10 protein-coding genes are annotated in these 14,677 nt (G+C 57.7%); 3 read left to right on the top strand and 7 right to left on the bottom strand.

What is annotated here, in order from left to right; genetic code table 11:
- The first annotated feature begins 380 nt into the window (after positions 1–380).
- Both uvrB and ACXAH3_RS00165 read left to right on the top strand, forming a co-directional pair.
- Positions 381–2,570 carry an excinuclease ABC subunit UvrB gene (gene uvrB / locus ACXAH3_RS00170; RefSeq protein WP_474860042.1) on the top strand — a complete coding sequence of 730 codons (2,190 nt, stop codon included), beginning with the start codon at positions 381–383 and terminating at the stop codon, positions 2,568–2,570.
- A 1-nt stretch (position 2,571) separates the two neighbouring features.
- Positions 2,572–2,892, top strand: a complete 321-nt coding sequence (locus ACXAH3_RS00165; protein WP_474860041.1) for a hypothetical protein — start codon at positions 2,572–2,574, stop codon at positions 2,890–2,892.
- A gap of 399 nt (positions 2,893–3,291) precedes the next feature.
- On the opposite strand, the gene ACXAH3_RS00160 is transcribed toward ACXAH3_RS00165, so the two are convergent.
- From ACXAH3_RS00160 to ACXAH3_RS00130, 7 genes are all read right to left on the bottom strand, one after another.
- Complete coding sequence (locus ACXAH3_RS00160; RefSeq protein WP_474860040.1) at positions 3,292–5,526, bottom strand: xanthine dehydrogenase family protein molybdopterin-binding subunit; 2,235 nt, start codon at positions 5,524–5,526, stop codon at positions 3,292–3,294.
- A 2-nt stretch (positions 5,527–5,528) separates the two neighbouring features.
- Positions 5,529–5,987 carry a (2Fe-2S)-binding protein gene (locus ACXAH3_RS00155; protein ID WP_474860039.1) on the bottom strand — a complete coding sequence of 153 codons (459 nt, stop codon included), beginning with the start codon at positions 5,985–5,987 and terminating at the stop codon, positions 5,529–5,531.
- Positions 5,988–6,199: 212 nt separating this feature from the next.
- Positions 6,200–7,891 (bottom strand): ABC transporter ATP-binding protein, encoded by a 1,692-nt coding sequence (locus ACXAH3_RS00150; RefSeq protein ID WP_474860038.1) that lies wholly within the window; start codon positions 7,889–7,891, stop codon positions 6,200–6,202.
- Complete coding sequence (locus ACXAH3_RS00145) at positions 7,888–8,802, bottom strand: ABC transporter permease (RefSeq protein WP_474860037.1); 915 nt, start codon at positions 8,800–8,802, stop codon at positions 7,888–7,890. Before ACXAH3_RS00145 ends, ACXAH3_RS00150 begins: the two co-directional genes overlap by 4 nt.
- Positions 8,799–9,767, bottom strand: a complete 969-nt coding sequence (locus ACXAH3_RS00140; RefSeq protein ID WP_474860036.1) for an ABC transporter permease — start codon at positions 9,765–9,767, stop codon at positions 8,799–8,801. Before ACXAH3_RS00140 ends, ACXAH3_RS00145 begins: the two co-directional genes overlap by 4 nt.
- A complete protein-coding gene (locus ACXAH3_RS00135) occupies positions 9,768–11,321 on the bottom strand; it encodes an ABC transporter substrate-binding protein (RefSeq protein ID WP_474860035.1) in 1,554 nt (517 codons plus the stop codon). It abuts the gene before it with no gap.
- A gap of 58 nt (positions 11,322–11,379) precedes the next feature.
- A complete protein-coding gene (locus tag ACXAH3_RS00130; RefSeq protein WP_474860034.1) occupies positions 11,380–12,954 on the bottom strand; it encodes an ABC transporter substrate-binding protein in 1,575 nt (524 codons plus the stop codon).
- Between ACXAH3_RS00130 and ACXAH3_RS00125 the strand changes: the two genes are divergently transcribed.
- On the top strand, positions 12,909–14,552 hold the full coding sequence (locus ACXAH3_RS00125; protein ID WP_474860033.1) for a helix-turn-helix domain-containing protein: 1,644 nt from the start codon (positions 12,909–12,911) through the stop codon (positions 14,550–14,552). The genes ACXAH3_RS00130 and ACXAH3_RS00125 overlap by 46 nt on opposite strands.
- Positions 14,553–14,677 lie beyond the last annotated feature (125 nt).

Below are 14,677 nucleotides of genomic sequence, written 5' to 3'. Positions count from 1 at the left end.
GTGGGGTGGGTGTATCGTCGCCACCGGCAGTCCGTTCTGCTGCTTGCCTGATCAAACTACCGTAGTGACCCGGGGTCAGCAAGAGAAAAATACACTTCAAGTTGCGTTATCTTTGAAAATTTTCTCAATTTCATTGTTTTTTTATAATGACTTATGCTTGCGTTGGGGGAAGCGCATACAGGATATACAACCACGTGATGCAATCACTGGTTGTTTCAGCAAATGACCATCCGGCCATACTTCTCTGTATGTATCTAACATCATAAAAAGTGCTTAACACTGCAACTCACCAAAAATGGGGAGATTCCCCTAATTCCTTCGTACAACGCCCTTGAAGCGGAACAAAAAGTGACCATTCTTGTGGCGATGGAGAGATTCGCATGGCCCATGACACAACCCCACACAGCCCGTTAACCAATCCGACCATGGCCCCCGTGGCCCGTCCCAAGCTGGAGGGCGGCAAACGGTTCGTGATGCACACGCCGTTTCAGCCAGCGGGTGACCAGCCCACCGCCATCGCCGAACTGGCGGGGGGAATCGAAAGCGGTGAACGGGATCAGGTGCTCTTGGGGGCGACCGGCACCGGCAAGACCTTTACGATGGCCAAGATCATCGAGGAAACCCAACGCCCTGCGATCATCCTTGCGCCGAACAAAACCCTCGCCGCCCAGCTTTACGGTGAAATGAAAGGGTTCTTTCCGGACAACGCGGTCGAGTACTTCGTCAGTTATTATGACTACTACCAGCCCGAAGCTTATGTCGCCCGGTCTGACACCTTCATCGAGAAGGAAAGCCAGATCAACGAACAGATCGACCGGATGCGCCACTCGGCTACGCGGGCGCTGTTAGAGCGCGATGACGTTATCATCGTGGCGTCTGTGTCCTGCATCTATGGCATCGGTTCGCCCGAGACCTATACCGCGATGACCCAAGACATCACCGTCGGCGAGGAGTACGACCAGCGCGCGATGATGCGTGATCTGGTCGCCCAGCAATATAAGCGTAACGACAACGCGTTCCAGCGCGGGTCCTTCCGGGTGCGCGGCGATAGCCTGGAAGTTTGGCCAAGCCACCTTGAGGATCGCGGCTGGCGGTTCTCTTTCTTCGGGGAAGAGCTGGAAAGCATCACCGAGTTCGACACTCTGACCGGCGCCAAGACTGACACGCTGGAAAAGGTGCGCATCTACGCGAACTCGCACTATGTGACGCCCACGCCGACGCTGAAACAAGCCATTCAGAGCATCAAACAGGAACTCGCCGTCCGCCTGAAACAGTTCGAGGACGAGGGCAAACTGCTTGAGGCCCAGCGCCTTGAGCAGCGCACCAAGTTCGATCTGGAAATGCTGGAAGCCGCCGGCTTCTGCAACGGGATCGAAAACTACTCGCGCTATCTGACCGGCCGCGCGCCGGGCGAACCGCCCCCCACGCTGTTTGAATACATCCCCGACAACGCAATTGTGTTCGCGGATGAAAGCCACGTGTCCGTGCCCCAGATCGGTGGCATGTACCGAGGCGACTATCGCCGCAAGTTCACGCTGGCTGAACACGGGTTCCGCCTGCCCAGCTGCATGGACAACCGCCCCCTGAAGTTCGAAGAATGGGACGCCATGCGCCCGCAATCGGTCTTCGTGTCCGCAACGCCATCAAACTGGGAACTGGAACAGACCGGCGGCGTCTTCGCTGAGCAAGTGATCCGCCCCACCGGCCTTCTGGACCCCGAGGTCGAAATCCGCCCGGTCGAGATGCAGGTCGACGACCTGCTGGACGAGGTGCGCAAGGTCGCCGCCAACGATATGCGCACGCTGGTCACCACACTGACCAAGCGCATGGCCGAGGACCTGACCGAATACCTGCACGAACAGGGCATTCGCGTGCGTTATATGCACTCGGACATCGACACGATTGAACGGATCGAAATCCTGCGCGACCTGCGTCTGGGCGCGTTCGACGTTCTGGTCGGCATCAACCTGCTGCGCGAAGGTCTGGACATTCCCGAATGCGGACTGGTCGCCATTTTGGACGCGGATAAAGAGGGCTTCTTGCGCTCGGAAACCTCGCTGGTGCAAACCATCGGCCGTGCAGCCCGAAACGCCGATGGCCGCGTGATCATGTATGCCGACCGCATCACCGGGTCGATGGAACGTGCGCTGAAGGAAACCGAACGGCGGCGCGAAAAGCAGATGGCCTATAACGTCGAACACGGGATCACGCCCGAGACGGTGAAAAAGAATGTCGAGGACGTTCTGGCCGGGCTTTACGACGGCGACACCGACATGTCCCGCGTCACCGCGACCATCGACAAACCTATGGTTGGCGACAACCTTCTGGCACATCTGGAAGGCCTGAAAGCCGAGATGCGCAAGGCTGCCGAGAACCTTGAGTTCGAAGAAGCTGCTAGGTTGCGCGACGAGGTGCACCGTCTGGAGGCCGTGGAACTGGCAGTGGCAGACGATCCGCTGGCGCGTCAGTCCGCGATCGAGGCGGCAGGAGAGGCGGCGCAGAAGGCCAAGGGGCGATCAACGGCTGGGAAGCCGGGGCAGCGGGCCGGGCGTGGGAAGCGAGGGCGGTAAAGTGAGACCGCTAATCGCCTTCGCCAAGCTCGCGCTCTATCTGATATTGGCACCGACGCTTGGTGGACCAGTTCTGGTCTTGATCGCGCACACGACCGGAGTTTGCTCGGGCGCGCTTGGAAGCGGCGTCGAATGCAGCGGGCCGTTTGCAGCTTACCTCAAGCAAATGTCTCAGCTTGTCGAAGTCTCGATGATTGTTCTGGTGGGTTTTCTTTGGTTCGTTGCCGCAATCTTCATCTGGGTCAAACTGGCATTTTGGACCATCGCGGCGGCGGTTACATTTCGTGAAATGCTTCCGGATCGACAGCGCTCAGAGGAGTGACCGAAGTTATGACAGTCCTTGCTTGCCGCCTCGAGAATGCGGTTCCTAACAAGTCAGATTTATTCCTTAAGGTGATGCTGTGAATGGACTTCTTTGGGCTTGGGCCGCAATTCTCATTGCAACGTACCTATTATATTTGTGGGTTGGATTTAGAAGCCCCTCTATCAGGAAAAGTATAGTAAATATCATACTTTTCAAAGACTTCCATGGATCTAAATTTCGAAAATCGCACCCGAGATATCAGCTGTTTGGCCTATTCCTATTCATCATGGTGGGCCTTTTCATTCTGGTGTTTGCAAATGTCCGATAACTATCCAAGTCCTTCTTCAGAATATCAGATTTCCTACCCCTATCTGCCCGAGCCTGCATTTGGTAGCTAATGAGGTAAGGCGGGCTTGCTCACACAAACCCAAACCTCTCGCCAAACGGCATCTCAGTCGGCCGCTCTCCCGTCGCCCGGAAAATCGCCTCGGCCAGAGCCGGTGCGGCTGGCGGCACGGGCGGTTCGCCCACACCAGTCACGTAGTCCCGGTTCTCCATCCCACGCACGATTATTTCGGGCGCTTGGTAGTTCCGCAGACCTTCGAAATCCCAGAAATTTTCTTGCTCGGCCATGCCGTCGGTATAGGTGATCTGGCTGTTGATCGCGTGACCCAGCCCCCAGATCACGCCGCCTGCGACAAGGTTTTCGAAGTTCACCGGGTCCACGACTCTGCCCACTTCGGCGGCGACCCAGACCTTGTCCAGTTTGATGCCATCCTCGCCATTGGTGATCTCGATGATCTGCGCGCAGGGGGTACCGAAGGACAGGCAGAAGGCCACGCCGCGGGCTTTGTTTGCGGCAAGCTCGCCGCCCCAGCCCGACATCTCGGCCACGGCTTCCAAGGTCTTGCGGGAGGGGTCGTCGGTCATCAGGCGCAAGCGTTCCTCGACAGGATCGGCCCCGGCCTCTTGGATCAGAGCATTCAGGAAATTCTCGTGGAAGAACCCGTTCTGCGACGCACCGACCGAGCGCCACGAGCTGACCGGGCCAAGTTTCGGTGCGCGGAAGCCCGTCACGCGGTAATTCGGGATGGCATAGGGTTGGTCCCACAGGGCCTGCGTGATGGTCGCGTCGGGTCCGGGCATCGCAAGTCCCTGACGTTCCGCCATCTGGCTGTCCATGACCGAGGGCGCAGCGACTTCGATTTCCATCGCAGTCACCTTGCCATCTGCAACAGCGCCACGCCCGCGCATCAGGGCCAAAGGCCGGGTGAAATCCTGCGCCGTGTCTTCTTCGCGTTTATAGGTCAGCTTAACCGGCGTGCCCTTCATGGCCATCGCCATTTCGGTGGCGCGTTTTACCACCTCGTCTTCCAAACGATGCCCAAAACTGCCGCCCATCATCAGGATATGGACATGCACATCGTCGGCATCCATACCGGTCATCTTCGCGACGCTGGCCTGTGTCATGCGTGGGATCTGGTTGCCGGTCCAGACGTCGACACGGGTGTCGGTGATCAGCACCGTGGCGTTCATCGGCTCTAACGGCGCGTGGGCCAGATAGGGCGCGCGGTATTCGGCTTCGACCGTAGCCCCTGCCCCGTCCACGTCGCCGTCATCACGGGGTGTGGCATCCGCATCACCCGCGTCAATTGTGTCCGCAAGCGCTTGCCAATGCTCGGATTGCTCGGCCGGATACGGGGCCTCACCCCACACCACTTCGATGGCGTCCACGGCCTGAAACGCGCGCCATGTGTTGTCAGCGATCACGCCCACACCGCCGGTCACTGGAATCACCTTTTGAACGCCGCGCATCGTTTCGGCCTCGGACGCGTCAAAGGACAGCATCTCGCCGCCTTTGCGCGGGTTCACACGGACGGCGGCATGGACCATGCCCTCCATCCGCATGTCGATGCCATAGCTCTGTGTGCCGGTGGATTTCGCCACCATATCGACGCGCTGCATGGGCTTGCCCACCAGACGCCACTGGGTCGAGGGGCGCAGGGTCACGTCCGTCACGGGGTCGATCTCGGCCGCTTTGGCTGCGAGCGCCTGATAAGGAATGCGCTTGCCGTCCGGCAGGACAACCGCGCCGCGTTCCGTTTTCAACTGCGTGACCGCGAGGTTCGAAGCCTCCGCCGCTGCTGCTTTCAGCGTCTCACGCGCGACCGCTCCCGCCACACGCAGCTTCTCGAACCCATCCGGCACGGTGGTCGAGCCACCCGTGACCTGCATCCCCATCAGCTTGATCACCGCCCCCATGAAGCCACGCATGGTTTCCGCAGTCATCCCCCGATCCGTCGAAGGAAATGGCACGCCCTCGGCCGCAATGGCCGTGTTCCAATAGGCGGGCGATGGCGGGCCGGGATCAACGTTTATCTGGTCAAGATCGATGTCCAGCTCTTCGGCAATCAATGCCGCTTGGACCGAATACGCCCCCTGCCCCTTATCCGCTCGCGGAGTGATCAGAGTGACACCATCCGCGTTGATCAAAACGTAAGGCGTCAGCGCCGCCTCGCCTTGCGCCAGATCGTCGTCCAGTGGATTGTCCACCGGCTGTTGAAATTTGTAATAGCCGAAGGCAACTCCGCTCAAAATGGCAGCCGAGCCGACAAGAAAGGTGCGGCGTGCGATGGTTCCGATACGTCCCATGATCAGCCCTCCTGCAATGTTTGCGCAGCGGTTTTCACGGCCGCACGAATGCGGGGATAGGTGCCGCAGCGGCACAGATTGCCTGACATGGCGTCGTCAATGTCCTCGTCACTTGGGGCCGGGTTGTTGGCCAGCAGATCTGCCGCCTGCATCATCTGCCCGCCCTGACAATATCCGCATTGCGCGACCTGATGTTTCAGCCAAGCGGCTTGAACAGCATGCATCTGGTCTGGATTGCCCAGCCCCTCGATCGTGGTCACCGGACCCTCGACATCACCCACAAAGGTCTGGCAAGACCGCACCGCAACACCATCCACTTGAACCGTACACGCGCCGCAGGCCGCAACCCCGCAACCATATTTAGGACCATCCAGCTTCAGCTCATCCCGCAGAACCCACAAAAGAGGCATGTCATCTTCAACATCCACATCGTGGGTGACACCGTTTACAGTTAGCTTCATGGCATTGATCCTTTGGCTGGTGTAATTCAGGTCGCTTTTATTCCTCCGGCGGCATTAATGACCATCGGTCAGTTATACTGGCCACAGAACCTTAGTGGATGCAAGTCTGAAAGCCGGGCAGAATTGACAAGACTTGGCAAAGACAAACGAAGCCCCCAAGGCGCGGTTCGCAGCTTGGGGGCTTCTTTCGTTCAGTGCATGCAGGTTGCCGCTTAGGCCTCCAACTGCTTCAGGCGCGGCATCAGGTCCAACAGCTCGCGCGTGTATGAGTGTTGCGGGGATGCAAACAGGGTCTCGGTGTCCTGAACTTCGACCAGCTTACCTTGGCGCATAACACCCACGCGGTCGCACATTTGACGCACGACAGGCAGATCGTGGCTGATGAATAGCATGGTCAGGCCCAGATGCTCTTGCAGGTCCTTCAGAATATTCAGGATCTGCGCCTGAATAGACACGTCCAGCGCACTGGTCGGTTCGTCGCAAATCAGGAAACGTGGCTGTGTCGCCAGTGCACGGGCAATGCAAATCCGCTGCCGCTGGCCGCCCGAGAACTCGTGCGGGTATTTGCGCCAAGCGTCTTTTGCCAACCCGACCCAATCCAACAGCTCGCGCACCCGCGCACCGACGGCAGCTTTCGGCAGAATACGGTGGTGCAGGATCGGCTCGGCCACAAGGTCGCCCACCCTCATCCGGGGATTTAGGCTTGAAAACGGGTCCTGAAAGATCATCTGGATCTGGCGGCGATACGTCTGAAGCGCATCAGGCCCCATCGCAGTCACGTCATCGCCATCAAAGATCACGCGCCCGCCATCCACAGGATAGAGCGTGCCGATCATGCGGGCGACGGTGGACTTGCCGGACCCACTTTCGCCGACCAGCCCGAAAACCTCACCATCTTTGATGTCAAAGCTAACCTGATCCACAGCAGTGAAATACTGCCGGTTCGAGGGCAGGATCGCACCCTTTTGCAGGAAGGTCTTGGTAATACCCTCGACCTCAAGCAGTTTGCCGGATTTGGACAGGTCTGTCTTGTCCCAATGGGCCGCTAGATCATCAATCTTGAACGTGCTTTCGCGGTCGCCATAGCTGACCATCGGGAAGCGCGCGACCTTTGTATGAGGGCGCGGCACGGCAGCGATCAGCGACTTGGTATAGTCATGTGTCGGTGCACCAAGGATCTGGTCCGTCGTGCCGCTTTCAACCACCTGCCCGGAATACATCACAGTCACGGTGTCGGTCGTATCGGCGATCACGCCCATATCATGCGTGACAAGAATGACGCCAACCTGACGCTCTTTCGCCAGTTCCTTGATCAGGTCCAACACCTGCGCCTGCACCGACACATCCAGCGCCGTTGTGGGTTCGTCCGCGATCAGAACGCTGGGCTCGGTGCACAGCGCCAAGGCAATCACCACACGCTGACGCATCCCCCCGGAAAACTGGTGCGGGTACTGATTGAACCGTTCCTCGGGGTCTGGGATCGACACGCGATCCAACAATGCAATGGCGCGCTTCTTCGCCTCGGATGCCGAGAGTTTCAGATGCAGCTGGATGGTTTCCACCAATTGCTCGCCAACCGTGAACAGCGGGTTAAGCGAGGTCAACGGATCCTGAAAGATCATCCCGATCTCTTTGCCCCGGATACGGCGTTTTTCTTCGGCATCCAGTTCGTCAATACGGCGGCCGTTCAGCCAGACCTGGCCCTCCGAAACATGGGCGGGCGGGTCCAACAGGCCAATAACCGCGTTGCCGGTCATGGATTTGCCCGCGCCGCTTTCACCCACGACACCCCGGATTTCACCGGGGCGCAGGTCATAGGTCACGTGTTCAACCGGCTTGAAGATGCCGTGGCGGGTCGGGATCTCGACCGTCAAATTGCGGATGGAAAGAACAGGTTCGGTCATTTCAGCCTCGGGTTCAAAGCATCGCGCAGCCAGTCGCCCAGCAGGTTCACACTCAGCGCAAGTGCCAGCAAAGTGCAGGCCGGGAAGAAGAGGATCCACCATTCACCCGAGAACAGGAAGCCTTGCCCGATGCGAATGAGCGTGCCCAGCGAAGGTTGCGTCGGCGGTGCGCCCACGCCAAGGAAGCTGAGCGTCGCTTCGGCAATGATCGCCAGCGCAAGCGAGATCGTCGCGATCACCAGAACCGGCGACAGCACGTTGGGCAAGATGTGGCGCAGCATGATGGTGAAGGGACGTTGGCCGATGATGCGCGCGGCGGCAACATAGTCCTTGTTCTTCTCGACCAGCGTAGCGCCGCGAACGACGCGGGCAAACTGCACCCAGTCGGAAAGGCCAATGGCCAGGATCAGCACCCAGATTGCCATCTGGTCGCGGTATTCAATTGGGGTCACACCTTTGGCGATGCCAAAGATCAGCATGGCCAGAAGGATCGACGGGAAGGTTAGCTGCACATCTGCGGTACGCATGATGATGGTTTCGGTCCAACCGCCGAAATAGCCCGACAGAAGGCCAAGGATGATCCCCAGCACCATGGCGAACAGCACGGCGGACACGCCCACAAACAGAGAGATCCGCATCCCGTAAAGGATGGTCGAAAACACGTCGCGCCCCTGATCGTCGGTGCCCATCAGGAAGGTTTCTCCGGTGAAGGCGTTGGGCTCCATCGGAGGAGTAAACCCGTTCATCAGGTTCAGGCTGGAGGGGTCAAACGGGTTCGTTGGTGCGATCAGCGGCGCAAGTAAGGTTGCAAGCACCAAGAACAGCGCGACAGCAGCCGATACCATCGCCACCGGCGAGCGGCGAAAAGCATAGAACTGATCGCTGTCCAGAATTCGTTTCATACGGCTCATGCGCTTGTCCTTAAACGGGGATCGATAAAGGCGTACAGGATGTCGACAGCCAGGTTAATGACCACAAAGATGACCGAGATCATCATCAGATAGGCAGCCATTACCGGGATATCGACGAACTGGATGGCGTTGATGAACAACAGCCCCAGCCCCGGCCACTGGAACACCGTTTCGGTGATGATCGCGAAAGCAATGATCGAGCCCAATTGCAGACCGATGATGGTGATCACAGGCACCATGGTGTTCTTCAGCGCATGGCGGAAGTTGATGGTGCGGTCACTCAGGCCACGGGCGCGGGCAAAGCGGATATAGTCCTGTCGCATGACCTCGAGCATCTCGGATCGCACAAGCCGCATGATCAGGGTCATCTGATAAAGCCCCAGCGTGATCGCCGGAAGGATCAGTGCTTTCAGCCCGCTTGCGGTCAGAAAGCCGGTGCTCCACCAGCCAAGATCTGTAACCTGTCCGCGTCCGAAACTGGGCAGCCATCCCAGTTCGACCGAGAAGACATAAATCAGCAAGATCCCGATCAGGAAGGTGGGCAGGGACACCCCGATCAAAGAGGACGACATGATGAAGTTCGCCCAGAACCCATCACGTTTGATGGCGGTGAACACGCCCAGCGCGATGCCCAAGGCGATGGCAAGGATGGCAGACACCAGCGCCAGTTCTAACGTAGCGGGGGCGCGTTCGGCCAAGATCTCGGCCACGGGGCGGCCTTGACGGAAGCTGACGCCGAAATTGCCTTGTACCGCTTCTTGCAGGAATTTCACGTATTGCACGGGGAAGGGCTGATCCAGCCCAAGCTGACCGCGCAGCCGTTCGACGTCTTCCATTGTGCGTTCCTGTCCCAGCATATTGTCGATCGGATCGCCGACAAAGCGGAACATGGAAAACGCAACAAGACCAACAACGAACAGGACCAGTACTGACTGTCCGACGCGTTTAGTGATGTATGAGAACATTTATTTGACCGTAACCCAACGCAGAAGGAAGAAGTTATCGGGCCGCTGCGTCAGCTCGATATTGCTGCGCGCACCCCAGACCAAGGGCTGGACGTAAAGCGGCACATAGGCGACCTCGTCTTGCAGGATCTTGGCGACCTCGTCCAACATCTCTTGACGTTTCGTGTCGTCAATTTCAGACTGGATCATTGGCAAGAGCGTATCGACACGTTCGTTCGAGTATCCGCCGAAATTCCACGAGCCTAGCTTTTTCTCGGCATTCGGGGTCGAGGCCAAAAAGCGGACCGGATGTTCGGCGTCAAAAGTGCCGGGCGACCAGCCCAGCAGGTACATGTCGAAATTGTCGGCGCGCAGCTCGGGCCAATAATTCTGCACCGGCATCGCATCCAGCGTCACGTTCAGGCCCACCTGCGTCAGCATCGCGGTGATCGCCTGACAGACGCTTTCGTCATTCAGATAGCGGTTGTTTGAGCATTTAAAGCTGATCTCGGCACCTTCGGCACCTGCCTCGGCCAACAATGCGCGCGCGCCGTCCGGGTCATTGGCATAGGGGGCTGCATTTGCGGTCGAATAGCCGCGCATATCGGGGCTGACCAGTTGGCTGGCTGGCTGAGCATTGCCACGCATGATGGTTTGCAGAATCGCGGGCACGTTGACGGCTTTGGCGACTGCCTCGCGTGTGCGGGGATCCAAGAACACGTCCGAACCACCCTGCCCTGCTTCGCTTGCGCCAGCCTGCTGATCAAAGCCGAGCATGATCACACGGGCTTCGATCCCTTGGATGACTTTCACATCCGCGTTGTTCTGCAACCGGGCCACGTCCTGAATGGGCACAGGGTTGATGAAATCCACATCGCCAGACAGAAGTGCGGCCAAGGCGGTCGCGGGATTTTGAATTGGAACCAGCTCGGCGCTGGTTAGGTTGTGCTCAGCCTGATCCCACCAACTGTCAAACGGCTCCAATACCGTGCGCAGGCCGGGTTCGCGCGCCGTTACGCGGAACGCTCCTGTCCCGTTGGTGTTCAGCGTGGCGAAATTCCCTGCCTCTTTGTCGGGAAGGGCGGCGCTATTCGATTCGGCCCAACCGCTGTCCATGATCATCCAATTCGCGATGCTGTCCGGGAAGATCGGATTGGGGGTCGTGGTCATGACATCCACTGTATAATCGTCGACCTTCACCATATCGCTGACGGGCGAAAACCAGCTCTGCGTATCCGAACTTTCGTCTGACGCACGCTGATAGGAAAAGATCACATCATCCGCGTTGAACGCAGCGCCGTCATGAAAGGTAACGCCTTCACGCAGCTTAAAGCGCCATCCAGCACCATCGCCAATCGGCTCCCAGCTTGTCGCCAGGGCTGGCTCAATGGACATGTCCTTGCCTCGGCGCACCAAGCCTTCATAGACGTTGTTCAAGAACCCCAAAACAGGGGTCGAGTTCACGGCGTGAGGGTCCAATGTCTGCGGATCAGTGGTAACGGCGAAGGTGAACTCTTCAGCCGCAACAGGAGCGGCCAGCGCGCCAAGCAGCGCGGCGACGGGCAGATGTTTCATGATAGCTCCCTTCCGGCTTCAAGCCGGGCCCCGAAAAGTCGGGGCCCGGTTGTTAAGCTTAGTTCAGGCCAAAGTGCTTGACCATGGGCTGGTCTTCAGGATCAACCTCGATGCCCAGATTTTCAGCCATACCCCAGTTCAGCACCTGGTGGTGGATCGGGATGTACAGCTGTTCGTCCTGCACCACACGCCAGATGCCGGCAATGTCCTTGTTACGTGCGTCAAGGTCAGTGTTCGAGGCCAGCGTTTTGATCTTGGCATCCAGTTCGTCATTGTCGAACCCGGTACCGTTCCAGGTGCCGATTTCGCTTTCACGACCGTGGACCAGGAAGTTGAAGATGTACTCGGAATCATAGGTCGGAACGCCCCAACCCAGCATATAGAAGTCCGTCTTGCCGTCGGTGATCAGCGGGAAGTGCTGCGCCTTGGGCTTGGCGTCCAAGTTCACAGTGATGCCGATCTGGCCCAGCATACCAACGGCCGCCTGACAGATACCTTCGTCATTGATATAGCGGTCATTCGGGCAGTCCAGACGGATCGAGAATCCGTCCCCGTATCCAGCTTCCGCCAGCAAAGCTTTCGCGGCTTCCACATCGGTTTTGCTTTCGCCATCCATTTCGGCCGTCCAGCCATTCACAAACGGAGGTGCAATCATACCCGCCGGTTGCGACTGGCCACGCATGACGACCTGTTTGATCGCATCGCGGTTGATTGCCATCGACATGGCCCGACGCACACGCACATCCGAAAGCGGGTTTTTACCTTCGACGTTATCAGCCTCGATATCATCTGCGCCTTGGTTCATGCCGAAGAAGATAACCCGGTTCTGAGGCGCCTGTTTGACGACCAGACCGTCCACAGCATTAACACGATCCAGATCCTGCACCGGCATATCCTGAAGGAAGTTCACCTCGCCCGAAAGCATCGCGGCCACGCGGGTCGCGTCGTTCTGGATCGGGGTATAGATGATTTCGCTGATCGCCAATGGGAACTGATCACGGCCCCAATAGTCCTCGTTCCGGGCCATCACGGTTTTCACGTCAGGCTCGCGGCTGACCAGCTTATAGGCGCCGGTGCCGTTCACATTGGTGGTCGCGAAAGTGATCTCGCCGCCTTCAAAGTCCTGCACGTTGACAGTGTCGTTCGCCTCGGTCCAGCCTTTGTCCATGATGAACAGGTCTGTCAGGTTGGCAGGCAGGATCGGGTTCGGACCATCGGTCACGATCTCGACCGTGTGATCATCAACTGCGCGTACCTCGACGATCGAGTTGATCAGCTCTTTCATATCCGAGTTCGGCTGCTTGGCGCGGTCATAGCTAAAGACCACATCTTCAGCAGTGAAATCGGCGCCATCGTGGAATTTCACACCCTGACGCAGGTTGAACACCCAAACGTTCGGATCGTCAGCACTGGGCGCCCAATCGGTTGCCAGCGCAGCTTCGAATGCGCCGGACGTGTCACGGATGATCAGCGGCTCGTACATCTGGTGACGCACCGTGTGGGTGGGCCCTTCGTTCTGAGCATGCGGATCCAATGTCAACGCATCCCCAGCCCGAGCCCATCGCAAAGTTTCCGCATGGGCAAGCGATGTCGACGTCATCAACAGCGCAGCCGCGAGCATTGGTTTCATCATATTTTTCTCCCTTTTTACAGACATTTAGCTGCACCTTCATTGCGATACTTAGCCGCAAAATTAAAAGTTTCGTAGATGGGAATAGCATATCAACTGAACGGACATGTCAATCGCCATCTCGGCTGGGCATGACAAAGCCCAGCAAACCCTTTGGTGCAAAGGAACTACGGCAACGCTTCCTTACCGGAACGGCTATGGTTCACATCTGCAAAATCCGGAATCACCAAAACACCGCTGCACGAACAACGATGGCTTTCGTTGGGCACAATCGAATGCGTGCTCTCCCCCCGGCGTCGGCAACCTTAGAAAACCAGCCAAAGATTACGTCACTTTCGGTATGCACCGTCGCAGCAACTTGGAATTCCGGGTGCAGACGTTACAAAGACCTCAAGAGGGAGCAATTGAAGATGGAAATGAGCGACAGCCTTTATTGGGAGCACCTTGGTGTGGCCAGTGCGCTGGCTGTATCGGTTTTCGTGCTTTTGGGCCTGTTGCTTCGACTGCACGACACCAAGCCGCCGCGTATGCATATATGGGCGATGATCGCGTTTTTCGCAGTCAACGTCTGTGATGGTCTCAATTCCTTCGCTTATTCGGATATGTTCAACGGCCCCCCCGCGCTCTACCGATGGAATGATGTGATAATTCCCGGGTTCATGGTTTCCCTCTATTTTTATGTGAGGGCTCTGACCAGCGCTGACCCCAAGCTGGTCCGAGCTGATCTAGTCCACCTTGTGCCCTTTCTCGCTGGATTTCTTTGCCTCGCTCCTACCCTTATCCTACCAGGAGAAGTGAGGCTTGGCCTCGCTCGGGGCGACGTTTCTGAAGGGCATATAAACCTTATCGACGCGGGCGAGACCGCTTTTTGGATCGTTTGGGTGATTATCCTTTTTGTCTACGGCGGGATCTGCATTCGGCGACTGATCGTACACAAACGAAACATCCGCGATGTGTTTTCAGACCTTGAAGGTAAGACCCTGCGTTGGCTCGACGGCCTAGTGGCAACAATCCTGATCATCGCGCTTATCGTCATTGCAGATGAGATTGGCCAGATGGTGGATCAGGACTCGCTTCGGGATGGCATTTGGTCACTGTTCTTTGATGTAATCATGCCGATTTCATTCGGCATTTTTGCCTTGCGGGCGAACCCGCCCCTGCCCGAATGGTCCGGAGCTGTGCTTGACGATGAACCTGCGCCCGAAAACGCGGCTTCGCAAGACAAGCCATCATCCCGGTATGCGCGCTCCGGTCTTAACGATGCCGACATGGAGCGCTATGCCGCGCGGCTGGAAAAGCGCATGGCGGATGGGCAGCTTTGGCGCGATCACGGGCTGAACCTGCGCAGCCTCGCCTCGGCGATTGCGATCCCCCCCATTCACCTGTCCGAGGTGCTCAACACCAAAGTCGGCATGTCGTTCTATGACTATGTGAACCAATGCCGCATTCGTGATGCCTGTGATTTGCTGATCCACAGAAATGACACCATTCTCGAGATCAGCGAGGCCGTCGGCTTCAACGCGAAATCGACCTTCAACACCAGTTTCAAGAAGGTCACCGATCAAACCCCTTCCCAATGGCGGTCAGCGCACAAGCCCTAGGTTCCGTGCCGCTGGCCGTCGTTTCGATACGTTCAATCCATCTGGTTCGAACGTCCTGACAAGCTGGCGACGACGAAATTGGTGTCGCCATATCGCATGTCCTTTGCAGACGAAAAATCTGGAAG

This window comes from Aliiroseovarius sp. ABM4_368 (genome assembly GCF_056161205.1).
This window is presented reverse-complemented; position numbering and strand designations above follow the sequence as displayed.

Excerpts from the sequence above, each read along its gene's own strand:
- uvrB (WP_474860042.1), top strand. The coding sequence starts at position 381 with ATGGCCCATGACACAACCCCACACAGCCCGTTAACCAATCCGACCATG.
- ACXAH3_RS00160 (WP_474860040.1), bottom strand. The coding sequence starts at position 5,526 with ATGGGACGTATCGGAACCATCGCACGCCGCACCTTTCTTGTCGGCTCG.
- ACXAH3_RS00155 (WP_474860039.1), bottom strand. The coding sequence starts at position 5,987 with ATGAAGCTAACTGTAAACGGTGTCACCCACGATGTGGATGTTGAAGAT.
- ACXAH3_RS00150 (WP_474860038.1), bottom strand. The coding sequence starts at position 7,891 with ATGACCGAACCTGTTCTTTCCATCCGCAATTTGACGGTCGAGATCCCG.
- ACXAH3_RS00145 (WP_474860037.1), bottom strand. The coding sequence starts at position 8,802 with ATGAGCCGTATGAAACGAATTCTGGACAGCGATCAGTTCTATGCTTTT.
- ACXAH3_RS00140 (WP_474860036.1), bottom strand. The coding sequence starts at position 9,767 with ATGTTCTCATACATCACTAAACGCGTCGGACAGTCAGTACTGGTCCTG.
- ACXAH3_RS00135 (WP_474860035.1), bottom strand. The coding sequence starts at position 11,321 with ATGAAACATCTGCCCGTCGCCGCGCTGCTTGGCGCGCTGGCCGCTCCT.
- ACXAH3_RS00125 (WP_474860033.1), top strand. The coding sequence starts at position 12,909 with ATGTCGACGTCATCAACAGCGCAGCCGCGAGCATTGGTTTCATCATAT.
- ACXAH3_RS00130 (WP_474860034.1), bottom strand. The coding sequence starts at position 12,954 with ATGATGAAACCAATGCTCGCGGCTGCGCTGTTGATGACGTCGACATCG.